At 63.6% G+C, this 25,629-nt stretch carries 20 protein-coding genes and 8 pseudogenes; 9 read left to right on the top strand and 19 right to left on the bottom strand.

Translation table 11 applies throughout. From position 1 onward, the window contains the following. The 6 genes and pseudogenes from IPM06_16905 to IPM06_16880 all read right to left on the bottom strand — a co-directional run bounded on the left by IPM06_16905 (window position 1) and on the right by IPM06_16880 (window position 6,184). Window positions 1–1,986: pseudogene (locus tag IPM06_16905) on the bottom strand (conjugal transfer protein TrbE). An 11-nt stretch (window positions 1,987–1,997) separates the two neighbouring features. Beyond that, a complete protein-coding gene (locus IPM06_16900; protein ID MBK8772084.1) occupies window positions 1,998–2,267 on the bottom strand; it encodes a VirB3 family type IV secretion system protein in 270 nt (89 codons plus the stop codon). Then, window positions 2,264–2,650 carry a TrbC/VirB2 family protein gene (locus IPM06_16895; protein ID MBK8772083.1) on the bottom strand — a complete coding sequence of 129 codons (387 nt, stop codon included), beginning with the start codon at window positions 2,648–2,650 and terminating at the stop codon, window positions 2,264–2,266. Before IPM06_16895 ends, IPM06_16900 begins: the two co-directional genes overlap by 4 nt. Then, window positions 2,637–3,717: pseudogene (trbB, locus tag IPM06_16890) on the bottom strand (P-type conjugative transfer ATPase TrbB). The gene IPM06_16895 and the pseudogene trbB overlap by 14 nt, the downstream one beginning before the upstream one ends. After that, the gene (locus IPM06_16885) at window positions 3,714–4,190 is read right to left on the bottom strand and encodes a CopG family transcriptional regulator (GenBank protein MBK8772082.1); all 477 of its coding nucleotides are present in this window, start codon (window positions 4,188–4,190) and stop codon (window positions 3,714–3,716) included. Before IPM06_16885 ends, trbB begins: the two are co-directional and overlap by 4 nt. Further along, window positions 4,187–6,184 carry a conjugal transfer protein TraG gene (locus tag IPM06_16880; protein ID MBK8772081.1) on the bottom strand — a complete coding sequence of 666 codons (1,998 nt, stop codon included), beginning with the start codon at window positions 6,182–6,184 and terminating at the stop codon, window positions 4,187–4,189. The genes IPM06_16885 and IPM06_16880 overlap by 4 nt, the downstream gene beginning before the upstream one ends. A gap of 306 nt (window positions 6,185–6,490) precedes the next feature. Between IPM06_16880 and IPM06_16875 the strand changes: the two genes are divergently transcribed. The 3 genes from IPM06_16875 (at window position 6,491) to IPM06_16865 (ending at window position 8,758) form a co-directional block, all read left to right on the top strand. Further along, complete coding sequence (locus IPM06_16875) at window positions 6,491–7,396, top strand: LysR family transcriptional regulator (protein ID MBK8772080.1); 906 nt, start codon at window positions 6,491–6,493, stop codon at window positions 7,394–7,396. Between the two features lie 280 nt (window positions 7,397–7,676). Then, window positions 7,677–8,207 (top strand): SRPBCC domain-containing protein, encoded by a 531-nt coding sequence (locus IPM06_16870; GenBank protein ID MBK8772079.1) that lies wholly within the window; start codon window positions 7,677–7,679, stop codon window positions 8,205–8,207. Window positions 8,208–8,251: 44 nt separating this feature from the next. Then, complete coding sequence (locus tag IPM06_16865) at window positions 8,252–8,758, top strand: hypothetical protein (protein MBK8772078.1); 507 nt, start codon at window positions 8,252–8,254, stop codon at window positions 8,756–8,758. Between the two features lie 335 nt (window positions 8,759–9,093). Here IPM06_16865 and IPM06_16860 read toward each other — a convergent pair whose 3' ends face one another. The 4 genes and pseudogenes from IPM06_16860 to IPM06_16845 all read right to left on the bottom strand — a co-directional run bounded on the left by IPM06_16860 (window position 9,094) and on the right by IPM06_16845 (window position 12,459). Beyond that, window positions 9,094–9,411, bottom strand: a complete 318-nt coding sequence (locus IPM06_16860) for a multidrug efflux SMR transporter (GenBank protein MBK8772077.1) — start codon at window positions 9,409–9,411, stop codon at window positions 9,094–9,096. A gap of 58 nt (window positions 9,412–9,469) precedes the next feature. Next, entirely contained in the window at window positions 9,470–9,733 is a 264-nt protein-coding gene (locus IPM06_16855) for an EexN family lipoprotein (GenBank protein MBK8772076.1), read from the bottom strand. Window positions 9,734–9,765: 32 nt separating this feature from the next. Beyond that, entirely contained in the window at window positions 9,766–10,671 is a 906-nt protein-coding gene (locus IPM06_16850; protein MBK8772075.1) for a LysR family transcriptional regulator, read from the bottom strand. Between the two features lie 89 nt (window positions 10,672–10,760). Next, window positions 10,761–12,459 (bottom strand): annotated as a pseudogene (locus IPM06_16845) (TolC family protein). Here IPM06_16845 and IPM06_16840 point away from each other — a divergent pair. From IPM06_16840 to IPM06_16815, 6 genes and pseudogenes are all read left to right on the top strand, one after another. Continuing rightward, a complete protein-coding gene (locus tag IPM06_16840) occupies window positions 12,452–12,754 on the top strand; it encodes a hypothetical protein (GenBank protein ID MBK8772074.1) in 303 nt (100 codons plus the stop codon). The pseudogene IPM06_16845 and the gene IPM06_16840 sit on opposite strands and share 8 nt — an antisense overlap. 15 nt (window positions 12,755–12,769) lie before the next feature. Next, a pseudogene (locus IPM06_16835) lies at window positions 12,770–13,389 on the top strand (DUF3313 family protein). After that, window positions 13,386–14,543, top strand: a complete 1,158-nt coding sequence (locus IPM06_16830; GenBank protein ID MBK8772073.1) for an ABC transporter permease — start codon at window positions 13,386–13,388, stop codon at window positions 14,541–14,543. Before IPM06_16835 ends, IPM06_16830 begins: the two are co-directional and overlap by 4 nt. Next, window positions 14,540–15,360: pseudogene (locus tag IPM06_16825) on the top strand (ATP-binding cassette domain-containing protein). Before IPM06_16830 ends, IPM06_16825 begins: the two are co-directional and overlap by 4 nt. A 91-nt stretch (window positions 15,361–15,451) precedes the next feature. After that, entirely contained in the window at window positions 15,452–16,381 is a 930-nt protein-coding gene (locus IPM06_16820; GenBank protein ID MBK8772072.1) for an MCE family protein, read from the top strand. Further along, window positions 16,378–17,079 carry a membrane integrity-associated transporter subunit PqiC gene (locus IPM06_16815; GenBank protein MBK8772071.1) on the top strand — a complete coding sequence of 234 codons (702 nt, stop codon included), beginning with the start codon at window positions 16,378–16,380 and terminating at the stop codon, window positions 17,077–17,079. Before IPM06_16820 ends, IPM06_16815 begins: the two co-directional genes overlap by 4 nt. Before the next feature lie 75 nt (window positions 17,080–17,154). Here IPM06_16815 and IPM06_16810 read toward each other — a convergent pair whose 3' ends face one another. The 9 genes and pseudogenes from IPM06_16810 to IPM06_16770 form a co-directional block, all read right to left on the bottom strand. Beyond that, window positions 17,155–19,149, bottom strand: a complete 1,995-nt coding sequence (locus IPM06_16810) for a relaxase/mobilization nuclease and DUF3363 domain-containing protein (GenBank protein MBK8772070.1) — start codon at window positions 19,147–19,149, stop codon at window positions 17,155–17,157. A gap of 448 nt (window positions 19,150–19,597) precedes the next feature. Continuing rightward, window positions 19,598–20,185: a S26 family signal peptidase gene (locus tag IPM06_16805; protein ID MBK8772069.1), complete on the bottom strand. Its 588-nt coding sequence runs from the start codon at window positions 20,183–20,185 to the stop codon at window positions 19,598–19,600. Beyond that, window positions 20,182–20,739 carry a DUF2840 domain-containing protein gene (locus IPM06_16800; protein ID MBK8772068.1) on the bottom strand — a complete coding sequence of 186 codons (558 nt, stop codon included), beginning with the start codon at window positions 20,737–20,739 and terminating at the stop codon, window positions 20,182–20,184. The genes IPM06_16805 and IPM06_16800 overlap by 4 nt, the downstream gene beginning before the upstream one ends. Further along, entirely contained in the window at window positions 20,736–20,999 is a 264-nt protein-coding gene (locus tag IPM06_16795) for a chromosome partitioning protein ParB (protein MBK8772067.1), read from the bottom strand. The genes IPM06_16800 and IPM06_16795 overlap by 4 nt, the downstream gene beginning before the upstream one ends. Next, on the bottom strand, window positions 20,996–21,634 hold the full coding sequence (locus IPM06_16790; GenBank protein ID MBK8772066.1) for an AAA family ATPase: 639 nt from the start codon (window positions 21,632–21,634) through the stop codon (window positions 20,996–20,998). Before IPM06_16790 ends, IPM06_16795 begins: the two co-directional genes overlap by 4 nt. A 237-nt stretch (window positions 21,635–21,871) precedes the next feature. Further along, window positions 21,872–22,744 (bottom strand): annotated as a pseudogene (locus IPM06_16785) (replication initiator protein A). After that, window positions 22,741–23,054: pseudogene (locus tag IPM06_16780) on the bottom strand (DNA-binding protein). Before IPM06_16780 ends, IPM06_16785 begins: the two co-directional pseudogenes overlap by 4 nt. A gap of 96 nt (window positions 23,055–23,150) precedes the next feature. Next, window positions 23,151–23,896 (bottom strand): annotated as a pseudogene (locus tag IPM06_16775) (DUF2285 domain-containing protein). A 470-nt stretch (window positions 23,897–24,366) separates the two neighbouring features. After that, window positions 24,367–24,600 carry a DUF2958 domain-containing protein gene (locus tag IPM06_16770; protein ID MBK8772065.1) on the bottom strand — a complete coding sequence of 78 codons (234 nt, stop codon included), beginning with the start codon at window positions 24,598–24,600 and terminating at the stop codon, window positions 24,367–24,369. Window positions 24,601–25,629 lie beyond the last annotated feature (1,029 nt).

The raw sequence follows: 25,629 nt of genomic DNA, 5'->3' as shown, positions 1-25,629 counted from the left end.
AGCGTCTTGAGCCATTGCCGGATGCGGGCCGCGAAGGACGGCTCATTGAGGAACAGCCACGCTTCATCGAGGATCAACAGCGTGGGCGCGCCGTCGAAACGTTCGTCGAAGCGGGCGAACAGGTAGCGCAGCACCGCTTGCACGGCGGCCGGGCTGTGCATCAGTTCTTCCATCTCGAAGCCCTGCACGTCGGCCATGCCCAGCCGGTCGTGGTCAGCGTCCAGCAGCTTGCCGTGTGCGCCGCCCAGCACATAGGGCGCGAGCGCTTGGCGCAGCGCGTTAAACTGCAATAACACCGACAAGCCGGTCATGGTGCGCTGCTCCACCGGCGCACCGGCAAGGCTTCTCAGCGCCGACCAGATGGCAGCCTTCTCGTCGGGGCCGACTGCTACGCCTTCATGCAGCAAACGGCCTTCGATCCATTCGGCGGCCCAGGTGCGGTAGCCCTCGTGGGCAATTCGCGCGAGTGGCTGGAAGGCGATGCCGCCATCGGCGCCGAGGTCATAGTGCTCACCGCCAAGGCCGAAGATGGTGGCGCGCATCGAGCGGCCCATGTCGAAGGCGAAGATCCGCGAGCCGAAGTAGCGCCGGAACTGCATGGCCAAGATGGCGAGCAGCACCGACTTGCCCATGCCGGTCGGCCCGGCGACAAGGGTGTGCCCCACGTCGCCGATGTGCGTCACCAGCCGGAACGGCGTCGCGCCATCGGTGCGGGTGACGATCAGCGGCGGGCCATCGAGGTGTTCGTTCTTCTCCGGCCCAGCCCATACCGCTGACATCGGCATCATGTGCGCCAGGTTCAGCGTCGAAACGATGGGCTGACGCACGTTCGCGTATGCGTTGCCGGGGACGGACGACAGCCAGGCATCGACTGCGTTGAGGGTTTCGGGGATGGTCACGAAACCCCGGCCCTGGATGACGCGCTCCACCATGCGCAGCTTCTCGTCGGCCACGGCCGGGTCGGCGTCGAGCACCGTCACCGTGGCGGTGAGGTAGCCGAAGGCGACTTGATCGCTGCCCAGCTCCTGCAAGGCGGCATCGGCGTCGGCGGCCTTGTTGCTGGCATCGGTATCGACCAGCGGGCTTTCCTGCTGAAAGATCGTTTCGCGCAGCAGCGCGATGACGTTCTTGCGCTTGGCGAACCATTGGCGCCGCAAGCGCCCCAATTCCCGTTCCGCCTCGGCTTTGTCCAGGCACAGGAAGCGCGTACTCCAGCGATACGCAAAGCCCAGGCGGTTGAGGTCGTCCAAGATCCCCGGCCAGGTCGAGGTCGGGAAGCCTCGTACCGACACCACGCGCAGGTGCTGATCGCCCAGCATGGGCGCCAGGCCGCCGACCAGCGCGGCATCGGCAAGCAGTGCGTCGATATGGAACGGCACGTCGGGCACGCCGACGCGATAGCGCCGGGTGGAGACTGTGGCATGCAGGTAGGTCAGCGTCTGGCTATCGTCCAGCCAGGCAATCTCCGGCATCACACCATCGAGCAGGTCGAACACGCGATCGGTCTCTGCCACGAAGGAATCAAGCCGACCACGCCAGTCCACACCCTCAGTGGGCCGGTTCTCGTACAGCATCCCAGCCGCACGGGCGCGAGACTCTTGCGGCGGTAGGTGTTGCAACGTGAAGTGATAGACGCTCTCGAAATGGCCATCCGACTCCTCGAACGCCGCGCGTCGCTCCTCATCCACCAGCCAGGACAGTGGTTCGGGAAAGGAGGATTGCGGATAGCTCGATGCCCGCATCCGCTCGGCCTCGATATAGAAGGCCCAGCCAGACCCGGTACGGCGAAGCGCGTTGTTCTGCCGCGCCGACGTGGCAATCAGCTCGCCCTGTGTCGCACTGTCCAAGTCGGGGCCGCGAAACTGGAACGTGCGTTGAAACGAACCATCTTTGTTCAGCACAACGCCCGGCGCGACCAGCCCGGCCCAGGGGCAGCCAGTCGGCAAGCAAGGCCGGGCGCTGACGATATTCGGCAAGGTTCAGCATGGCGTCCTCCCTCACACGTCCAGAAGCGGGCGGTGTTTGATATGCCGCGCGAAGACCTGCATGAACTGCGGATCGACGCGCGCACCCCATACGGCCAGCGAGTGGCCGACGATCCAGAGCACCACGCCGGGAATCCACAGTTGCAGGCCCAGCCCGACGGCGGCGGCCAGCGTGCCGTTGGCAATTGCCACGGTGCGCGGCGCGCCGCCCAGCAGGATTGGCTCGGTCAGCGAGCGATGCAGCGGCACCTCGAAGCCTGGAAGGTCGCTGGCCGTACTCATACGACGGCCCCGCCGGAGAACGAGAAGAACGACAGGAAGAACGAGGAAGCGGCGAACGCGATGCTCAACCCGAACACGATCTGGATCAGCTTGCGAAAGCCGCCGCTGGTGTCGCCGAAGGCCAGCGCCAGGCCCGTGGCGATGATGATGATGACCGCGACGATGCGTGCCACCGGCCCCTGGATCGACTCCAGAATCGACTGCAAGGGCCCCTCCCACGGCATCGAGGAACCGGCGGCTTGCGCCGTTCCGGCCAGCAACAGCAGCAGCGCGGCCAGCAGCAGCCCCTGCCTCGCAGGGCGGGTGAGGCTGCGCAGCCGCGCCAGGCCGGACAGGCGAGGAAGCGGATTTACGGAAAAGCGGAAAGAATCAACGTGCGTCATGGCAGTTCTCCAAGTTGGTTGGGGGACGGGAATGTGCAGCGGCGTCGGCTGCGAGAGGAACCGGCGTCAGCTCGGGAAACGGCGTTTCCAGTGCGTCCGCCAGGCGATAGCCGGTGCCGTCGAAGCCGACGACACGGGCGATGGTTTCGACGTGGCGCTTGCGGCCGCGTCCGGCGATGTTGATGACGACGTTGACCGCCTCGGCGATCAGCGCCCGCGGCGGATTCACAGCGACTTCGAGAATCAACTGTTCGAGGCGCAGCAACGCGCCCAGCGCGGAGCCGGCATGGATGGTCGCAATGCCGCCGGGGTGGCCGGTGCCCCACACTTTGATGAGGTCGAGGGCTTCGCCGCCGCGCACCTCGCCGACGATCACGCGGTCAGGCCGCAGGCGCATCGTGGCCCGCACCAGCTCGGTCATGGTGACGACGCCGGCGCGGGTGCGCAGCGGCACATGGTCGCGGGCCGCGCATTGCAGCTCGATGGTGTCTTCGAGCACCAGCACGCGGTCGCCTGTGGCGGCGATCTCGGCCAGCAGCGCGTTCGCCAGCGTGGTCTTGCCGGTGCTGGTGCCGCCGGCGATTAGGATGTTCTGCCGCTCGCGCACGGCGCGGCGCAGGAACTCGGCCTGCCCGGCGGTCAGGATGCCGTCGGCCACGTAGCGATCCAGGCCGATGATGCTCACGGCCCGCTTGCGTAGCGCGAAGGCTGGCCCCGGGGCGGCCGGAGGCAGGATGCCCTCGAAACGCTCGCCGGTTTCCGGCAACTCGGCGGTCAAGAGCGGCTGGCCGCGATGCACCTCCCGCGCCGACATGCGCGGCGACCAGGCGGATGATGCGTTCACCATCGGCCTCGGGCATCTCCACGCCCAGCGGCGAGCGACCCGACGACAGCCGATCCACCCACAGGGTGCGATCGGGGTTGAGCATGATTTCCACCACATCCGGGTCTTCGAGCGCAGCGGCGATCAGCGGCCCCATTGCAGTGCGCAGCATCTGGATGCGGCGATCCTGGGACGCTGCTGCGGATGAGCGAGGTTCGGGCTGGATCTGTGGAACGGCACTCATGACGCACGCTCCGCAGTTCGTTCATGGGCGGAGGCCATCGCTGCTGCGTCATCCATCTGCATCGGATCGGGGTGCAGTTCCTCCACCACGTCGCGCACCAGACTGCGGCCACGCAGAAGGTGGCGACCCAACTGTTCGACGAACTGCTCGAAGCGCACCTTGCCCTGGGCGCGTGCCGCATCCTGATGGGCTTCGGGCACCGGCGTGCTGACGGTCAGGAAGTAGCGGATGAACAGCGCCAGCGTTTCGATCTGGATGTTCTGGTCGCGCTCCAGGCGTTCGGTCTGCCGCGACAGTCGATCCAACCGCTTGGCAATGGCGGCCTCGCGCTGGTCGCCAGCATCGGGCGACAGCCAGGACGCCAAGGCCGCTGCGACGATGGACGACTTGGACACGCCTTTCTTGGCGGCCAGTTCGTCCAGGCGCTGGGCGTGCTCGGGCTGGATGAAAAGATTGAGGCGGTATTGGCTCATAGGTCGATTCCGTCGTTGGGGTCGAGGGAAGCCAGCCGGGCCGTGCGCTGCATGGCCGGGTCGAGCTGGCCGGGAAGCGGCAGCGCCAGGTCGTCGTCATCGAGCAGCGCCAGGTCGTTCGCATGTGCGTCCGGCTCGGGGTCGTAGGCGACGGTTTCGGAGAGTTCGGGCTGGCGGCGTGGGCCGCCGTCATCGGTGCCGCCCAGGCCATCGGCGGATGCCGAGGCCGGCGCCGCAGGTACGGCCGGGATCGCCAAGCCGCTCCAGTCGTCGGGGCGGGCTGGCGGCGCGTCGGCGTACCTCCCGGCTACGAGCGCGGGCGGTGGCAGGACGCGATTCTTGAAATTGGCGTCGGCGTAGTAGCGCAGCTTCTTCGCGCGGATCGGGGCGACGCTGGACACCATGACCACGGCGTCATCAGGTGGAAGCTGCATCACCTCGCCGGGCGTCAACAGCGGCCGTGCAGTTTCCTGACGCGACACCATCAGGTGCCCCAGCCACGGAGCGAGCCGGTGGCCGGCGTAGTTGCGCTGCGCGCGAAGCTCGGTGGCGGTGCCGAGGGTTTCTGAAATCCTTTTCGCCGTCCTTTCGTCGTTGGTGGCGAAAGTCACCCGGACATGGCAGTTGTCGAGGATGGAATGGTTCTGCCCATACGCCTTGTCGATCTGGTTCAGGCTTTGAGCGATGAGAAAGCTGCGGATGCCGTACCCGGCCATGAAGGCAAGCGCGGACTCGAAAAAATCGAGGCGGCCCAGCGCCGGAAACTCGTCCAGCATCAGCAGCAGCTTGTGCCGGCGCGCGATGCCATCGCTGCCGTCGAGCGATTCGGTCAGCCGCCGCCCGATCTGGTTCAAGATGAGCCGGATCAGCGGCTTGGTGCGGCTTATGTCGGAGGGCGGCACCACCAGATAGAGCGATACCGGGTGCTCGGCGGAAATCAGGTCGGCGATGCGCCAATCGCAGCGCGATGTGACTTCGGCCACGGTCGGGTCGCGGTACAGGCCGAGAAACGACATGGCGGTGGAGAGCACGCCCGATCGCTCGTTGTCCGACTTGTTAAGCACTTCGCGGGCAGCGGATGCGACAACCGGGTGAGGCGCATCGCCCAGGTGCTTCGTCGTCATCATCCGGTGCAGCGTCAGCTCGAACGGACACGCCGGGTCGCTGAGGAAGTTGGCGACGCCGCGCAGCGTCTTGTCCTCGCCTGCGTACAGCACATGCAGGATGGCGCCGACCAACAGCGCGTGACTGGTCTTTTCCCAATGGTTCCGGCGTTCGAGTGCGCCATCGGGATCGACAAGAATGTCGGCCACGTTCTGCACGTCGCGCACTTCGTGCGCGCCGCGCCTCACTTCCAGCAGCGGGTTGTAGGCTGCCGACTGCGCATCCGTGGGGTTGAACAGGAGGCAGTGGCTAAACCGCGAACGCCAGCCTGCGGTGAGCGTCCAGTTCTCGCCTTTGATGTCGTGAACGACGACGGATGCGGGCCAACTCAACAAGGTGGGAACGACCAGGCCCACACCCTTGCCCGAGCGCGTTGGTGCGAAGGTCAGGACGTGTTCCGGGCCTTCATGGCGGAGGTACTGGCCGCGATGCAGCCCGAGGAAAACCCCGTCGGGCTGGATCAGCCCAGCTTTGCGTATGTCTTCCGCATCGGCCCAGCGTGCCGAACCGTAGGTGGTGACAAGGCGCGCTTGCCGCGAGCGCCACACCGACATGGCGATGGCGACCACCACGGCCACCAGACCACTTCCACCCGCGATGGCCCCGCCGATATCGAAGACGTGCGGCGCGTAGGCATCAAAGAAGAACCACCACTCGAACAGCCGCCAAGGGTGATAGACCGGGGTTCCAAAGAAGTCGAACCATGGCGAGCCAAGGCGTAGTTGATAGCCCAGGGCGGCGGCTGTCCATTGCGTTGCACCCCACACGCCGGCGATCACGATGCCGAATACGGCGGCGATCTGCCCGAACAGTACGCCCTGAGCTTGCATTGACTGGCCTCCGATTTCCCTGCACTGATTCCTCGTTCAAAAGCGGCACAGGAACGTGCCGCATAGAGCGAGGATCGGTGCCGCGTGGGTGCCCGTCAAAGACCGTTTTGAGCACAACGGTCGAGGGAAAAGAAAGAATGAGCGGCGGGGCGAGTCGAAGACAAACGCCGCAAACTAAAGCACCCTATGGCGCATTTGGAGTTTCCAAGAGGTTGCCCAGAAAAAAATTCTCGCTGGGTCTCGCTCCCCTCATGAGCAGAATCTAGATATCATGGGAAAGAATTATTTATTGAAATCTGGATAAGAATGAAAGATATCAAGAGCATGGATCTCAACTTACTCAAGGCGCTGGACGTATTGTTGGACGAACGCAACGTGACACGGGCGGCAGCACGTCTTGGACTAACCCAACCGGCCTTGAGCGGCATGCTTGCGCGGCTGCGTGAAAGCTTCGGCGACCCGCTGTTCGCGCGTGCGCAGCGGGGCATCGTTCCGACGCAGCGGGCGCTAGACATAGGGATATCTGTCAAACAGGTGCTAGCGGAAATCGACGCGCTGCTCCAGCCACCTTCTTTCGACCCGGCCACCGCACAACTGACCTTCTCCATCGCCGCGACGGACTATGCGCTGCGTGCCATTGCTGTCCCATTTCTATCGGCACTCAAACAGCACGCACCGCGCGTTCGAGTCTCATTAGTGCCAGTCGAGAGCGGACTGCTACAGAACCAGCTTGAGCGCGGTCAAATCGATCTAGCCCTCCTGACGCCAGAGATCACTCCGCCAAATCTGCATGCCCGAGAGCTATTCAAGGAGCACTACGTGTGTGTCCTGCGGGAAGACCATCCAGCGGCTATGGGGCGCAAGCTGACAGTTAAGCAGTTCTGTGCTCTCGACCATGCGCTTGTTTCCTACGATGGTGGAGGTTTCCGCGGCGTCACCGACGATGCGCTAGAACAGTTGGGCAAACAACGAAGCGTCACACTGTCGGTCAAGAGCTTTCTGATCTTGCCAGACATCCTGCGTGCCAGTGACATGGTCGCGATCTTGCCGAGCCGCTTGGTCGCCGGTATGGACAAGCTGGCTATCTCCCTGCCGCCGATGAAGATACCGGGGTTCACCAAGACGGCTGCTTGGCACGAACGCACCCATCACGATCCAGCACATCGCTGGATACGAGCACTGCTGTTCACTTCCTGTGCTAACAACAAGTAGGCAAGATGGCTCTCATCGTCATGCTCAGCACAACTCTGCCTCGCACTACAAATATGCAATCAGCCGGCTCAATTGGAGACGGACCCTTTCGTAGCACCGCTGCGAGATAGCCTTGTCGGCGGATGGCAGAACCTAGACGCTGATATCAAATTATATGATTTCAAAAATAAAAAATTAGGATTTCACTTATTTCACAGGGAGGCTCATGATTGCTCTATGACCACTTGAATGACGCAGCCACCCCTGTTGCGTCATTGACATTTTGTGAAGGAGCTTCGATATGAGCAAGCAACAGAACGCCATCCTCTGGCCCGAAGGCTACACGCCGGGCTTTACTGAGAATTTCGCCTCTAATGAGATCATCGCCGCCGGCTTGAGCGCGGCCGACGTATGGCCGCTACTCGTCACACCATCGCTGTGGCCAAGCTACTACGCCAACTCGGCTAACGTGCGCTTTCATGGCGGCAAAGGCCCGGTACTGGCCGACGGCGATCGATTTTATTTCGAGACCTTCGGCTTCCCGGTAGAGGGGCAGTGCAACGAGTACGTGGCACCTGCGGATGGGCAACCCGGCCGCGTGGCCTGGCACGGCTGGTCCGGCGAGGAAGGCACAGATACGCGCCTGGATGTGCATCACGCCTGGCTGGTCGAGAACCTGGACGGCGGGCGCGTGCGCATCCTCACGCAGGAAACGCAGAAGGGCAAGCCGGCCGAGGAGCTGCACAACGCCAAACCCAACCCGATGATCAACGGCCATCAGGACTGGCTCGACAGCTTGGTCGAGACAGCGCGCAAAGCCAAGCAGGCGTAATGGTCGCTGGCCGCTTGATCCCAAGCGTCTGAACTGAGAAAACCATGATGGGAACTCCCCTCGAGATTCTGCTGGTTTTGACTTCGCAGGCAACGATGGGCGACGACCCGCGCCTGACCGGCGTGTGGTTCGAGGAACAGTCCACCCCGTACTACGCCTTGGTCGATGCAGGTGCCAATGTGGATATTGCGTCAATCGCCGGCGGCGAGATTCCGGTGGATCCTCATTCCATAGCGAGCGAAGGCATGAACCCGCCGAGCGTGGAATGCTTCCTCGATGACAAGGTGTCGATGGACAAGCTCGAAGGCTCGCTGAAGATCGACAGCATCGCCCCGGAAGGGGGTGCGGTGATGTTCCTGCCCGGCGGCCATGGCACCATGTGGGACTTACCCGGAGCGGGGCGCTCGTCAATCTGCTGTCGGGCGCTTGGGCTGACGGCAGGGTGGTCGCGGCGGCCTGCCACGGCCGAGCCGGACTGGTTAATGTCAAGGAAGCGAATGGCCAGCCGCTGGTTGCCGGCCGTCGCGTCAGCCCCTTTGCCAAACGCATGAGCCGCGAGACTGGGCTACCTGTGGCAGTGAGTTGGGGCATCGACGATCCGCGAATGGCCGAGCACGTGATCGCTGGCAGGTAGATGGGTTTGGTGATTCTTGGCCGCGCCATGCTAGCCAACCCACACTCTTTCTCCACCTTTGCAGGAGCTGAAGGTGGAGCACCCGGAATGGCTGCTCCACCGCCTTACGCGCACTGGCTCGAACTCTCCCGAGGCTGCGGCAAGCTCACCACATATAACGACTAGGAGGAGGTGACCGTGCGAGTTCCCAGAACCCGATCCAGTCTGTGTCGCAGGGTGTCCCAGTGACTACGCTATCAAAGGAGCTAGTACTCAACTCGATAACTTGAGCGTGATAACGCCCAGGATGATCAGCGCCACGCCAAGGTATCGCATCAGGGAGGTTGGGTCGCCATAGAAATGAATTCCGACTAAGAACGTTCCCGCCGCTCCGATACCCGTCCACACCGCATAAGCAGTCCCAATCGGTATCTGACGCTGAGCAAGCCATAGGAAGGCGCCGCTAATTGTCATGAAAGAGACGGCTACTGCGACCCCACTCCAACGCGATGTTGGCTCTTGCGCCATTTTCAGCCCGACCGGCCATCCGATTTCAAACAATCCAGCCAAAACAAGATAGATCCAGCCCATTGCAATTCTCCTTCAAGTTTTTCATATCCGGCATACATACTCCAGCGTGACCACCAGCTTAGAACTTCGGCGGCTCTTTAGGTGTGGTGTAGGGCACATCGCCATCTTCGTAAAAGCGCTTTCGCGTAGCCTCGGCAACCCGGTTACATAGTTGGTCGCCCAGCATAGGACGATCCAACTTGCATTGCTGGCGCAACTTTTTCAGCCGCTCAGGATTGAGCGCTAATTCATCGACCGTCGGAAGGTTGCCTTTATCTGGTTTCCCGGATGGGCTGCAGGCTGCCAGTGTCGAGGAAAGCAATATGAGAGCAATCTTCTTCATGGTTAAGTTTCCTTGGGAGATTGTGTGATGGTTTACCGCCGACTTTTGGCGTCTGGAGATTTGATCGAATGAACGCGTTCCATGAAGCGAGTCAGTATTTCTGACGGCTCGCTGGCCGGTCGTAGCAGATAGGTCGTGAGCATGGGCGAACCTCCAGTCAGCGGCCGTGCGACCACACCCTGTTCCCTGCTGGCAGTAATATGCGCACCTCCTGTGAGGCCTAGTGCAAGTCCCGCCGAAACCAGGACCATCATTAGATCGCTGGAAGTCACGCGTTCGGCAATTAGAGGCTCAATGTCCACGCGACGTAGCACCCGTTCAACTTGCCGAGCATGGCCCTCACACGCCACCGCGTCGCAGAGCACCAGCGGATACCGCAACAGCTCTTCCAGGGGAATCTGTTTGTGGGATAGCAAGGGGTGCCGTGCGGGCACAGCTACCATCAGAGGGTCACTCCACACCGGCACGGCGATGATGCCTTCGCCGACTTCATCCGATTGAGCGAAGCCGAGATCGTACAGTTCGCCACACAATCCCTTGATTTGCTGTGACAAAGGCACTTCGAAGAAGCGAACTTCCACTTCCGGCTCTTCCTGCCGGCAGAGCGCCAACAACGCAGGCAGGCGCGATGGCGTGATTCCATCAGACAATGCAATACGGAGCTGGCAATGAAAGCCATTGGCTGCGGCGTTCACACTGTCGCGCGCCTGCTGCAAAGCTGCGAAGACACGGGGTACGCTCTCAAAGAAGAGTCTGCCTGCACGAGTCAAGCGGGTGCTCCGAGTGGTTCTCGCAAATAGCGCTACGCCCAACTCCTCTTCAAGCTCTTTGATGGCGCGCGACAGCGGCGATGTCTCGATGTGGAGGCGCTCTGCGGCTCGGGCAAAGTGCAGTTCCTCTGCCACCGCTAGAAAGTAGCGCAGATGCCGAATTTCCATGTTCGCATTCCTCCTCACTTAGGCCTCACCACCTTCGCCTTGCGCCACGCTATCTAGCCTTCGCAAGCTGCTCCAGCAAGCTTCCCCGATCAAACAGGTGGGCCGGATAGTGCTTTTGCCAGCACACCCCATTGCACGGCTGTCTCGGCCCGCGTGCGGATCAGCGAAGCCTGCGCTGACATCACCCCCGCCTCAGCCTCGGCCACCACCGTGGCGTCCACTTGTCCCGCCTCAAACAGACGGCGGCTGCGATCGAGCTGACGCTCCGCGACTGCGACCCCCTCGGTCTGATGCTCCAGTGCGGCGTGCTGCGTATGCCAACCGAGGTATGCGTTCTCTACGTCCTGCAATGCACTCAACAAAGTGCGCTCGAACTCCGCGCGCGCAGCTCGGCTGCGCGCCTCTCCGGTCTCGATGCCGGCACGGATCGCGCCACCATCGAAGATCGGCAACGAAACCCCGGCCCCAAGTGAAAAAATGTTGCCGGTAATGCGCGTCCCCGCACTCTCAACGCGCTGCCGTCCGCCGCTCAGGTCCAACACCAGCTTAGGGAAGCGTTCGCCTTCGGCTGCGTTCCAGCGCGCGGTTTCGGCTGCGAACTTCGCTTCGGCGGCGCGCACGTCGGGCCGCTCACTCAGCAGGTCCGCAGGTATGCGTGTCGGTGTCCAATTGGGGGCGGCGAGTGAAGCAAGAGTCGGAGAAGCTGCAGACGCTCCGGGCGTTTGTCCCGCTAGTACATCAAGTGCATGCGTCGCCTCGCCGCGCGCACGCCGAAGTTGCTCTTGCTCCACACGCAGTGCGACGACGCCGGAGCGGGTTCGCTCGATGTCGAAGCCGGTAGCTTGTCCGGCCTCGAACTTCCGTTGTGTCAGCAAGACGAGTCGCTCGGCGGATGCCAGCCGCGCCGTGGCGAGCGCTTCGAGTTCACTGGCTTGGCGCTGCTGCACAGCCGCCGACACTGTTTCAAACGCGACCTGCCAACGCGTGGCAACCCACGCTTGTTCGGCTGCCACCGCATCCAGGCGCGCACCTTCTGCTGCCTGCGAAAGCCGCCCCGACAGGTCTGCCTCCCACGATGCAGACAACGTGGCGCGGCCATCATTGCCGATCGCAACGTTCTCTGAATAGTCGCGTCCTCGAGTTGCCTGCGTGCCCGCGGACAACGAGGGGAGCAGGGAGGCCCGTGCTCGCCGCGTGGCGGCCGAGGCCTCGTCGACGCGCGCGCGCGCAATCGACAGTTCGGTGTTGCGCTCCAGCGCCGCCCGGACTAGGACATTGAGCTGTGGATCGCCGTAGGCCGTCCACCAGTCGACGGGAAGAGTACGGCGGGATGATTTGTCCAGGATGCCTTCACCTCCCTCTTCATTTGAGAAATGGGCCGGTACATCCAGGCGAGGCGGATCGGCAGAGTGCGGAGCATGGCTGCAAGCCGCAAGAAGCATTAGCGGCGAAATCATGGCCATGAGGCGATAGCGTTCAAGAATTTGAGACATGGCAGGTCCTTGCATTCCGAAAAAGTCTTGACGGACTGTTTTACGCCTTCTACTATACCGACTGGACTGTATATGACTCAAGCTTTTTTTGGAGCACGACCATGCCGCCTCGCGCGAAAACAAAGTTGCCCCCCCCGTCCACCGCCCATAGCAGCACCGATGCGCAGCCCGTTCTCCAGCAAGGAGCCCAGCTAACTCGCGAGCGCATCCTGCAGGCCGCTCGCGAACTGGTGCTGGAGGAAGGCGCCAGTCGTCTGACGCTGGACGCCGTCGTCGTGCGGGCCGGGTTGAGCAAAGGGGCGTTTCTCTATCATTTCAAGACCAAACGCGATTTGTTCGTGACACTGATCGACGAGATGATCCGGGCGTTCGACGCGGTACAAGCCAATCACGAGCGCAGGTTTGCCGGAGATTTGTGGCTCGCGCTCAAGCGGATTCCGATCAGCGCGGCCTCTGCAGCCTGGGCAGGAATCGGGCTACTTGGAAACTTGGGTATCGGCGCCCTCTTGCTAGGCGATCTCGCATCAGTGACGCGCTGGTCTGGCACCGCCCTCATCGCAGCAGGCATTGCCTGTCTTAGTTTCGTTTGATCAAGGAGACCCATTATGAAGAGCAAAACTGCATTGATCCGCGGCGGCATTTTTTTTGCGTAGCAGGCGCGCTCTCTGGATGCGCGACCAACAGCATGACGCGCTCCGGATTTCTCGGCGACTACGAGAAGTTATCGCCGACACGATACGAGAACGTACTGATGTACCGCGCAGCGGGATTCGAGCCCAAGCGTTATGCCGCTGTCGTGGTGGAAGATGCGCAGATCAAGACCGCCTCGGGTCGCATCGATGGGCTCGATGACGCGCAGCAGCGTGAAGTGCTAGACCATGTGACGAGCGAACTGAAACGCCAGGAAGGCAAAAGTCCCGCCACCCCAGGTGGCACGGGACAGGTTCGGGTGCGTGTAGCGGTCACCGAACTGCAGACACCGAATCGGGCAGTCAATGCAATGACGACCCTGCTGGTTGGACCCGTGACGACGGGCGGTGCCAGCCTAGAGTTCGAAGCAGTCGATGTAAGTACGGGACGACGCGTTGCTGCCGCCAGTTGCTTCGAGCGCGGCAACGTCATTAAAGAGTTCGCCGGTTCGTACACATTGCTGGGTCATGCCAAAGCGGCGATCACGAACTGCATCGAGCGCATCGACAGCGCTTGGCGGGACACGCAGCCATGAGCAACGCTTCACAGGCTTGGCTCCGGCAGGATGCCATGGTCGGCGGTGATCACAAATGGCTGGCGGGTGGCGACTGGACGATAGAGCACTACGCCAGTCTGGCAAAATCCGTGTCCGCCGCCCGCATCAGCCATGCCGAGGGGTACGCCACTCCCTTGCTCGACTGGACGCAAGTCCAGAGACTGGACACCGCCGGCGCGGCTCTGCTGGTGGAAATTCTCGGGCCAGACTCGATACTCGACCGGCCGGAGGCAGCTCCAAATCTGTCCCCGGATCGCCTCGCCCTAATGAAAGCGCTTGCCGCCGCTGCTACCGCTCAGCAGAAGACGGACAAAGCAGCGGTGAGCGGGAATCCTCTGCTCCGCGGTCTGGGACGCATAGGCCTGACCGTGGAACAGGGCTGTCGTGCGTGTCTTGGTCTGGCCGGGTTCGTGGGTCAGATCATCGAAACATGGAGCCGTACCGTTCGTCACCCGCGTCGCTGGCGCACGACCTCGGTGATCGCTCAAATCCAGCGGTCAGCGGTGGACGCCATTCCCATCGTGGCGCTACTGAGCTTCATGGTAGGAATGGTGGTGGCGTTCCTGGGCGCAACGGTGCTGGCCAACTTCGGTGCGAGCATCTTCTCGGTGCATCTGGTCGCCTTCTCGTTCATGCGCGAGTTCGGAGTGCTGCTCCCGGCCATATTGATTGCAGGCCGTACCGCAAGCGCGTATACCGCCCAAATCGGTTCGATGAAGGCAAATGAAGAGATCGATGCGCTTCGCTCCAACGCGCTCGACCCCATCGAGTTGCTGGTGCTGCCACGCGTGCTGGCGCTTCTTGTGTCCTTGCCACTGCTCACATTAGTAGGCATCTTGGCTGGCATTGTGGGCGGCGCCACTGTATGCGCACTGAGCTTGGAGATTCCTCCTGCACAGTTCCTTGCCATCGTGCAGGAAAAAATCGAGGTGCGCCATTTTCTTGTCGGAATGAGCAAGTCCCCGCTCTTCGCGGTGATGATCGCCGCTATCGGCTGCCATGAAGGGTTCAAGGTCGCCGGTAGCGCTGAGTCGGTAGGCGACCACACGACTTCTAGTGTTGTGCAATCAATCTTCATGGTGATCCTGATCGATGCCATCGCTGCACTGTTCTTCATGGAGATGGGCTGGTGAGCGCGGTGAAGGAAGACACCGACAACGGTGTGCGACACGCTATTGAAGTGCGCGGCCTAGACAACAGGTTTGGAACCCAGCAGGTCCATCAGGACCTGGACCTGGACGTGCGACGCGGGGAAATCCTTGGCGTGGTGGGAGGATCAGGCACCGGGAAATCCGTGCTCTTGCGTAGCATCGTCGGGCTGCAGAAGCCGCATTCGGGCGTGGTCCGTATCGGGGGCGCGACCTACTGCGAGCCCAATGGCTTGCACGCGCGCGTATGGAGCGAAGGTTCGGCATTCTGTTCCAGAAGGGCGCGTTGTATTCATCGCTGACCGTCTTGGAGAACGTCGCTCTTCCTTTAATCGAGCATGTCGGTCTGGCGCGGCCTCTTGCCGAGCGTTTGGCAAGAAGCAAGCTGGGCTTGGTGGGGTTGCCTGCCGGAGCGGGAGACAAATATCCGGCCTCGTTGTCCGGAGGCATGGTGAAACGAGCAGCACTGGCGAGAGCCTTGGCGCTTGATGCGAACATCCTGTTTCTTGACGAACCCACCGCAGGACTGGATCCAATCGGGGCTGCATCTTTCGACCAATTGATTCTGACCCTGCGCAATGCACTGGGTCTCACGGTGTTTCTGGTAACCCACGACCTCGATACGCTGTACACCATATGCGACCGTGTCGCGGTCCTGGCGAACCAGAAGGTACTCATCAACGACGGCATCGAGGCAGTCGAGCGATTCAAGCACCCGTGGATACAGGAATACTTTCACGGCCCCCGTGGCCGTGCGGCCGCACAGGCCACTGGTGCTTCCAGCCAAGAGACGCAGCCATGAAACCCTTCCGCATCTGCATCATTCTTCCGTCGCGCACGCATTGGGCTGGGCGCACGCAATATTTACACTCTGAAAACGAGGTGGTCTGATCATGGAACCACGTGCCCATCATGTATTCATTGGTCTGTTCGTCGTGCTGCTCGGTGCGATTGGTATTGGCTTCGCGCTTTGGCTCAGCGACACACGTTCCGACCACGATTACCAGTATTACCGGATTATGTTCGATGAGCCAGTGACCGGGCTTACGCCCGGCAGCCAGGTTCAGTACAGCGGAATCACGATTGGCGAAGTCGTTGCACTTTCTCTTTCGCCGCCTGACCCAAGGCGGGCGATAGCGCGCGTGCGTATCAATGCCACCATCCCGGTCCGGCAGGATACCCGCGCTGAATTGGTCATCACGGGAATTACCGGCAACGCGGTGATCGAGTTGAGCGACGGTGGGCCAAACGTGCCATTGCTGGATCGGAAAGAGGACGAGGAACCGTTGATCCTCGCGCCACGTTCGGCGATGGCATCCCTGGTCTCCGGCGAGGGTAACAGCATGACGACACTCAACGGCATCTTGCTGCGCACGCAGGAGTTACTGTCGAAGGAGAATTTGGCTCTTGTGCACCGCAGTCTAGTGAATCTCGAACAGACTACGGGCGCGGTCGCTGACCAGAGGGCCGAGATCGCGACGTTAATCAGCAATCTGACCGAAGCAAGCAGAGAATCGACAGCTGCCGTGCGCCAAGCAAATAGCACTCTTCGCGATGCCAACCTGCTACTAAATAACGATGGTAAGCAAATCATGGTGAACACGCGTGATGCAACGGCATCCCTCGAACGCGCCGCTTTCAGGGTTGAGACGCTACTGCAAAACAATCAGGAATCGCTGAACCAGGGCTTGGCCGCCACAGGTCCTGCCATGCACGAACTCCAGCAGGCGCTGGCCAATCTAAACACCGTGCTGCGCCGACTGGATCGCAATCCGGCGCAATACCTGCTCGGTGGAGAGAACATTGAGGAAACCAAGCCGTGAACACTTCCGCCAGGATGATTCCCGTCGCTGCCGTGACTATGACGCTAGTACTCGGCTTGTCCGCGTGCAGTGTGCTTCCCAAAACAGCTCCAATGGTCACCTACAAACTGCCCGACTATCACATCGCCCAGGCGGAGAGTACGCCACGCGCCGTTCCTGGACCTGGGGCGCTGCGCGTCTACGCCCCTGAGAGTAGTCGCGTCCTGGATTCGGAGCGGCTTTTCATTGCGCAGCCCGATGGTCGCTTGTCGGCTTGGCAAGGAGTGCGTTGGGCCGACCCCGCACCGGTGCTGCTGCGTGACCGAATCGTCGAAGCCTTCATGCGCGATGGGCGGTCGACTTCCGTGATTACCGATAGCACCCCAATGAGCGCCGATATGGAGTTGCGCAGTACGCTGCGGGCGTTCCAGCTCGAATACCGCGGCACTGAAGCGATCGCCGCGGTTCGGGTTCGGCTCGATGTGCAACTGGTCGATCCGGCCAAACGGACTGCTATTGCCAGTAGACGCTTCGAAGCAATCCAAGCTACAGGCAGCAAGCGAGAGGCAGATGTGGTGAGCGCGTTCGGTGTCGCGACGGACGTGTTGGCCGGGCAGATCGTTGAATGGGCAGTTCAGGTCGGGGCAGCGCGTTTGCGAGTTGCACCGGAATCGGCAAGCAACCATGCACCCACAGCGTCGGCGATAAGCACAGACTAGTCGCCTTAACGGAGCACAGAAGCTAGGGCCAGAACGCTGCTCGACACCTTAACTCGGTACGACAGCCTACGGCCCCTATCCAATCCCAGGACCTCGTTGCCGTCCAACCTCCCATGACACACCGCCGCCGCGTACAGTCGCGGCGATCTGCTGCCCCAGTCGTGGCTCGATTATCGGCCGCCAAGGCACCAGACTGAACCCCATGCCGTCATCGAGCAGCGCATAGCGACCGCTGGCGAGAATGACCGAGCGCCGGTAGATGCCGGCTACGCGCTGCCCGTCTGTGACGTGCCGATGCTCCAACCCACTATCGGCGGCAATGTGCTGGGCGGCCTGCGCCAGCTCCCGATTGCGCAGCGTTTCCAGCAGATTCCGGGAGAGAATCAGCCGCTGCCCGCGCCGCTGGGCCAGCCCCTGTTCTTCGAGGAAGTCGGCGCGCTGCTGCAAGGCTTGCCTAGCATCGCCGCCAAAGCCCAGGTCGCCCAATCCCCGGCCGCCGCCGATCAGTTGCTGGTCGAGCCAGGTGGCGCCGATCACGCGGGCCTGCCGCTCGATGGGCAGGTGCGATTTCAGCTCCACGGCCACGCCGCCCAGGCGCTGCGCGTCGTACTGGCGGCCACGCTCGGGCAGGTCGTCCGGCACTTTCCATAGCCCCTCGGCCACGCGCTCCACGATGCCGGCCCGGCGCAGGGCTTCCAGCCGGCGGATATGGGCCGCCACAGCCTCTTGCGGGTCGCGGCCGGGCTTGGCTCGGCCTTGCTCGATCGCCAGGTGATGATCGGTACGGTACAGGCCATCGCTCGCCAGTGCGGCGATGTTCTTGTCCGCCGCCCGTACCTCGGCGGAACCACGCACCTCCACCACCGCGCCGGTGGGGTAGCTCGCCAGTTCGTCGCGGGCGTTCAAAGCGACGTAGTGGGCCTTGCCGTCCACGCCGTCGATGACCAGATAGCCGCGGTCGTGCAGCTCGTCGGCCAGCCCCTTGGCGGCCACGCGGCCGACGAGGGTACGGCCGTCGTCGGCCGGCTCGAATACCGCCAGCTCGCGCGGCTGGCCGCTCATGGCGCGCTGCATGGTGCGGATGATGTCGCCACGCTCGCCCAGGGCACGCAGGGTCTTCTCAGCGTCGGCATGGATGGCCCAGGTGCCGGGCTGCACCTCGTCGGCCAGGCCCAGGCGCTGCAAGTGTTGCAGGCGGCCGATCAGCAGCAGGCGCTGGCGTTGCAGCCGGGGTTCGTTGAAGCGTTCGATCTGCACCCGGCCATCCTCGCCGGCCTCGCGCTGCAACGTGCGGTCGAGGCTCGTCCACCGCTCTTGCTCCACCTCGCGCTGCAAGGTCTGCTGGATCTCCAGTTCGGTGCGCGGCCCCAGCCATTCCGTCGCCAGCTCGGCGGCGCGATGGCGGAAGCCGTGGGCGATGTAGTCGCCCGCGATGATGAGGTCTTTGCCGGTATCGTCGCGTCCGCGCACGATCAGGTGCGTGTGCGGGTTGTCGGTGTTCCAGTGATCGACCGCCACCCAATCCAGCCGCGTTCCCAGGTCGGCCTCCATGCGGTTCATCAGGTGCCGGGTGTAGGTGCGCAGGTCGTCCAGCTCGGCTCCGTCTTCCGGGGAAACAATGAAACGGAAATGGTGTCGGTCGTCCTGGCAGCGTTCCTTGAAGGCATCGAGGTCGGCATGGTCGGTCTGCGGCCCGTAGGCACGGCCCGGCTCGCCGTCCCGGCCGGCACCGTCGCGCTCGATGTAGCGCAGGTGCTTGGCGAGCGACTGCGGGCTGGCGTTGCGCTGGTTGACCAGCAGCGTCTTGACGGTCACGCGCCGTGACATGGGTGTCAGCTTTGCACCTGCGAAGCGCGCTGCCGTATGGCCGCGCCCAAGCCGTGAGCCGGGCCGCTGGCCCGCGTGCTGGCCGCTCCCGCCAGCGACAGGACGGCGCACCGCCGACTTGCCGCCGCTGGCTTTGCCAGCCCGCTTGAGCACCTTGGAAACGAAGCTCTGGCCCTGGCCTTTGCCTCGGTTCTTCGGCGCGCCAGGGCGCACCCGGAAATCGTCGTCGCGGCGGTCGGTCATGGCAGCGCCCCTGGCAAGCTCCGGCGTCTCCGGGCGTGCGAAGCACGCGGACATGCCTGCATTGGCGCGGGCCTCGCGCCCCACGCGGCACGGCGGCAAAGCCGCTCCGTGCCGCGCCACCCCCATGTGCAGACAGGCCTTCGACGCGGCCCGGTGCCGCGTCCTTTTGTCTTGCCTTCCGCCTTTGCCCCTCGCTCCCGCTCCGGGCATCGGCGGCCCGGCGGCGCTGCTGCACGAGCAGCCAGCCCGCCGGCGAACACGCCAATGGCCGCAGGCCAGGCGCGTTCGAGGCAAGACGCCTGCACGTTGGACGGCTGCGCCGAAGGCAGCGCGAAGTGCGGTGCGAATGCACCCGCACTGCACGTGCGATGACAAGGCGACGAACAGTAGAACGACATGCCCGATGGCACGATGAGAGGCGCGGCAAAGTGCAGCGAATCGGCGGCCATCATGGACGTGTCTCCAGCCAGATCGGATGCGCAACGCCGATCGCGGTGGATGCACTGACCGGCCCGAAATAGCGGCTGTCGAACGACGCTGGGTTGGTCACGCTCAAGAGGAACAGTTCGCCCGGTTCGAGACGGCGGCAAAGCTGCAAGGATGGCAGCGGTCGGCCCTGCCGGTCGGCAGGCAGGGCGGCGGCCACCGGCACGCCGTCGATGCGAACCTGGCCGGCGACGATGCAGACGTGTTGTGGCGCGACTGCGCCCACACGTTTGAGCAGCGGAACGCGGGTCGGTAGGTAACTGCGCTGCGCAGCCAGCATGGCGGCCCTGTCGGGCAGCGGCATCAGCACGATGCTGTCCACGGACAGCGGACGTGGCCGCGAGGCGGTGCGCGGGTCGAACGGTTCGATGCGATACCAACCGACCGCCACGCTGTCGGACGGGTTGTAGGCCATTCGCGGCAGGGGCTGCACGAACGCAGCCCAGGCCAGCGCAGCGAGGCCGACGGTGGCGAAGCCTGCCAGCACGAGGCGAGTGCGCAGGCGCGAGCGAGGATGCGGCACGGGGCCGGTCGTGGAAATCGTGGTCATGGCAATGCCCTCCCTGCCAGCCAGGCGGCGTGCCGTTCTGTGGTGTATGTGGGTAACGCCGAGCGCGCTGCGAGCCGGTTCGCGAGCGTGCGCCAGTACGCGGGCGATGTGTCTGCGGCTGCGATGCCCAGCGCCTCGATGTCGTCGATGCGTTCCAGCACGGCGCGAACGTTGGCATCGCCTTCGGCGTGCAACAGCAGACGCGCGCCCGGCTGCACGCCGGGGATGCGTTGCACGGCGTCCAGCGGCGTGGCGGTCTGCATCACCATGAGCTGCCAGCGGATCGTGCCGTAGTCGTTGGCCTGCCAACGGATGCGGCACAGAACCGCGTTCGGCAGGAACACGGCGCAGCGCCGCCAGCGGTCGAGCTGGAGCGTGCGCGCCGGTTCGCCGAAGCGCAGGTAGAGCTTGAAGCGGGGTTCGATGTAGGTCAGCGCCACGCGCGTCAGCGGCACGTTGCCGGCCTGGCCGGCGAGTGTCGAAGGCGCCGGCGGCGGCGCAGCCGTGGGCGCACTTGCTTTGGGGGTGTGGGCGGTCGAAGCGGATGCGTTCACGGCGTGCCCTCCGGGGGAAACTCCCGCTCCAGCAGGTCGCGCAGCAGTTCGGCTACGGTCACGCCTCGCGTGAAGGCCGACACCTTGATGCGCGCCCGCATGGCGGGCGTGATGTCGAGCGTCAGTCGAGCGGTGTAGAGGTCGCCTTTCTGCAAGGCATCTGCGTCGCCCTGGCGAATCCACGCTTCGGCGTGCGGATTCGCTGGGGGACGTACACCGATGCCGACGCGCTTGCTGCGTGGTGATGGCTTTCCAGTCATGTCGGCCACCGCAGCAGTTCGTCGGTGAGCGCGGCGATCTCGCGGGCAGCGGCGCTGTCGGGCGCGGTTTCGCGGGCGAGCCGGCCAGCGGCTACGCTGTCGGCAAAGACGATGCGCTGGTGGATCTCCGAGCGCAGCGCGGGCAGCGGCTGTTCGGCCAGCGATTGCCGTGCCTCCCTGCCGATGATGGTGGTGCTGACGCGCCGGTTGATGACGAAGGCCGCGCGTAGCGCTGGCCGGAACACCTGTGCTTCGCGGATCAGTGCGACCATCTCGGCAGAAGCCCATACGTCGTAGGGGCTGGGCTGCACGGGGATCAGCACGCGCTCGGCCGCCAGCAGCGCGGAGCGCGCGAGGGCGGCGATGCGCGGCGGGCCGTCGATGATGATGTGATCGGCCCGCCTGGCGAGTTCTGGCGCTTCCTGATGCAGCGTTTCGCGGGCAAGGCCCACGGCGCTGAACAGACGGGGCAGGCCCTGCTGGCTACGCCGCTGCGTCCAGTCGAGCGATGACCCCTGCGGGTCGGCATCCAGCAGGATGACATGCAGGCCGCGCATCGCCAGTTCGCCGGCGATGTGCGTGGCGAGCGTGGTCTTGCCGACGCCGCCTTTCTGGTTGAGAAACGCGAAGATCATGGCGCGGCCCTCCGAGCTGGAAAGCCGGCCTGGCCGTGCCGTTTCGTGGTTGTCCACCGAAACGGCGCGCTTCTACTAAAAGTTATGTATTTCTTGTTAGGTAAGTTAGAGGGAACGCAAACCCGCGCCGTTGTTGGCTTTCCGGCGTTTTCGTACTCCTGATAGCACGAGGTACTCCTGATAGCACGATACCCGGTACTCCTGATAGCACGAGGCCGTCCACAGGTTCTCCCGCAGTTATCCCCGTGCCGCGTGCGGCACGGGCCGGAAGGTCAGCAGCTCGGTGTTGTCGTCCGGCATCCGCTCGATGCCGAGGACGTAGCCGGGCAACGACTGCCGCGCCACCAGGGCGCGCACGTCGTAGGCGAAGTCCGAGAAGCGGGCCGCGCTGCCGGATTTGCGGTACAGGTGTCGGAAGTCGAATTGCCAGCCGTGCTCCTGCCGCCCGCCATGCTTGCGCACCAGGCGGTACAGCCAGCGTTCGATACCGCCCTTCAAGCGGAAATAGGCCGGGTCGATGGTCAGCACCAGGGCGGCGTCGAGCACGCCGGCATAGAACCAGTCCGGCAAGATCAGCTCGATGCCCAGCGGGGTGCCGCTGGCGTCGGCGAGTTCCTTCCACTCGTTGATCCACGAGAAGCGGTGCAGCCGCCTTCCCGGTGGTCTCGCGGATGGACGTGGCCACCGTGGTCGATTGCAGCCGGTCGAGGGCGGCCTTCAGGCGCTGGTAGTCGTTGAGGGACGTGCCGCGCCCGATGAAGCGCAAAATCTCGTAAGGCGTGGCGCGTATCAGCGCGCGGGCGCAGGCCGCGTCGCGCGCCTCCACGATCTGCCAGGCGGCCCATATCAGCACGTCGGCATCCCATATCGTTGCGATGCCGTGCTCCTGCGTGCCTTCCACGCGAATGGTGACGTTCCCGCTGCGGAAGTCGATCGGCGCCGTGCGCCGCGACTTAGCAAGCGAGAAGAACGGAAAGGCCATCAAGTCCTGGAATCGCGTGGCGCCATGTCGCCCGGCAGCGCGCGGAACAGATCGAGCTGTTCGCGCTGCGGCAAGGCTTGCCCGGCGGGCTGGACATGGCGAAGGGCCACCCACGCGCCGACGATCAGCGGCCATCACGGTAGTCGCCCGCGTGGCGCTCGGCGTATTCGGGATCGGACGTGGCCTCGTAGCTGCGCTGGTCGGCCCGGGCATCGAGGTCGGACACCGCGTGCATGACGCGGCGGCCGAACTTGCGGAACTTGGGGCCGCCGCGATCACCCGCTGCTTCTCCAGCGTGCGCGGCGACAGCCGCAGGTAGTCGGCGGCTTCGTCGTTTGTCGGGTAGCGTTGAGGCTGCGAGGTCGCAGTGACGGCAGCGGCGGCAGGCCGCGAGGAGCAGGTCGCATGGGATGTACCTCCATCAAGCCTGGGCCACACCACGCGGCCGGATAGAGGCACTCTCCAGAAAGCAAGGCTTCTTGCTAAGGGACGGTCTGCACGGGTCGAGAAACTCCCCTGATGCGACGGGAACATTGGAAGCTGCGCTGGTCGGCGGTAGCCGCCGTGCATCAGCTCATCGCCGCGGCGTACCAGCCGCCGTATGCGGGCACGCAATGCACTGTCTTTGTGCCAGTCGGCCGCGACGGCATCCGCGCCGAACAGACCTTCGCCCACCTCGCGCAAGGAGGCTCCCGCGAGGTCGCGTCGAGCGCTTGCAAGGAGCAGTTCCAGCAGCGCGGCGGGCGTGGGGCGAGCGCGGGCTGTTGCCACAGGCGTGGCCACGGTTGCGGCAGATAGCGCATCCAGCTTCGCAGCGAGCGTGCAGTAGCGCGCACAGGGCGTGGCGCAGGCGCGTGTGGCGTAGAGATAGGCCGAACCATCTTCGGTCGGGTGCGAGTGCCAGCCGAACGCAGCAGCCGGCCAATGCGATACGAGCACCAGGCGCTTGCCGTCGTGGGTCAGTTGCTTGCGCCCAGGAATGCGCCAGAACTCCAAGGTATGCGCATCGGGTGGTGGGTCGGCGTCGGGGGTATAGCTGCACCACGGCATCGTGATCGGGGAACCAAGCAGGATGTGCGTCGCGCGCATCCAGGCCGGGATCTTCCAGCAGGCGCAGGCCCCAGGCCTGCGCCGCATCAGGCTTGCGACGCCGGCGTAGCCAGTCGCGCCGGTAGCGGATTCCTGCGCAAATACTCCCAAGCCAGCGCTGGGCCATCGAGGTGCAGCGTGTAGAGATACGCGGCCGTGGGATACCAGTGTTGGCTGCTGCGGTCAGTCATGGCGAAACCTCCCTGTTTCTGGGAACGTCGCCACAATTCCGCTGTGCGGGGCTATCGAATCGCCATCAAGTGGTCATCAAACTCGGGTTACGCTTTAACTGCTGGTGTCAAGACAGATTCGCTCCAGTGCATTGCCGAAATCGTCTAAATGCGACGACTGCACCCGCCCGGAAATGGGGTGCACTTTGAACACCGTGCCGAATCTGCGCCTGGCATCATGACTGTTTTGGTCAGGAGCGCACCACCCTGGTGCAAGCATGCGGATCAAGACTTGCCAGGTCTTAGCTAAGACCGAAATAGTCACAATGCGATACTTTTTGCCCGGGTCGCTGGAATGCGTCAATCGGTGATCGAACCGTTTTCCGAGCCAGTCGAACGTATTCGACAGCGGCCGCGTCGGCTGGAAGTACCGATCTGCGTCTCACGGGCTGCTTGAGCGGCTCGACGATGGACGCCAGATCGGGACAGCTTTACCGTCGCCAGGGCAGGCATCCCGATCCGAGGTCGATCAGGCCGTAGGCCGTATCGCCATCGGTCCGGTCGAGCGCAGCAATAAGCCAGGTCGCATGTGCGTCCGGTGTGAACATGCGCACCACGGGCAGCGTGTCAGACCCGCGCTCGCGTCGCGGTGAGGCCGTGGGCTTTGACGTGCACCCGGCCTTCTGCCTGGTGATAAGCGTGGTCAAGGCCGGCGCCACTTCCATTGAACACACGCCAACGCCGAGGCGCACCGTGCCAGCGGACGGTTGCCGCGTATGCGCCAGCCCACGTAGCCGTCGAAAGCGGAAGAGGTACCGAAGGCGGATTGGTGAAGTCATGAAAGACACGGACGCGGATCACCCGGGTCTGAGGAAACCCGCAGACGCGGATCTCCGTAAAGGCACCGAAAGGAAAACATCAACACTAAAATGAACAGTACAGATCGTAGTCCGAGGGCGCAATGTGCTGTCATCTTGGTTTTTTGGGAAACCAAGGTGGCAGTGAAGCACCCCATTGGAAGCGGCGATTCGACGACGGTAAGGAAGGCGCGTGGTTTGGGCCAGAAGCGTTCTCCAACGTGTCCAGTCGCCACCTACATGAGCACGCTGGATCGCTACTCGAAAAGCCCAACCGTCCAGTAGCCGGGCCGATCTGTGCGAGGTCAAATGGTAGTGCATCCGCTCACGCCGCTCAGTGGGGGGTGCCGGTGATGGCACCCCGGAGTTGATCCAACCGGCGCGGGGGCGCGGGGAACGCAGGGCGATACTGGAAGAGTTTGATATCGCCCGGCGCGTTAGCAACGTGGGGCGGCGGATGCAGTCGCAGGGCGAAGGCGGGAGGGGACGAATGACGGCCAAGAGCGTTTGCCGGCACCAGCGGCGGAGCCCCGTCAGCCCGGCAGCTTGGCAGCGCCGACAACGCCGCCACACCGCTCGTTGACACGGATTGCGGAGCCACAAGGCATCGCACATGCAGGCCCGCCGTGACGGGGCGTATCCAGCACGCGGCAGCAGCAGAAATCCCGCGCGTGCGGTGCTGCGATCGCGGCATCGCGCCCCGCCGCAGTGGGCGGGACGCGGTAAGCGGCTGTCAGGCTGCCTTCGGTTTGTTGCGCGACCAGATCAGGTCGTGCGTGCCGTCCTCGTTCCTGATCAGGCGGGGCATAGACCGTCGCCGGGAACGTGAAGGGTCGTCGGGGCGATACGGACAGGTATTCTTGCCCGGCCTCGCTGGTCTTCTTCCACGCTGCGCCG

The organism is Hyphomicrobiales bacterium (genome assembly GCA_016710435.1).
In the GTDB taxonomy this organism is placed as follows: domain Bacteria; phylum Pseudomonadota; class Alphaproteobacteria; order Rhizobiales; family Aestuariivirgaceae; genus Aestuariivirga.
The sequence above is the reverse complement of the archived record's forward strand: the minus strand, read 5'-3'. Positions and strand labels throughout refer to the sequence as shown.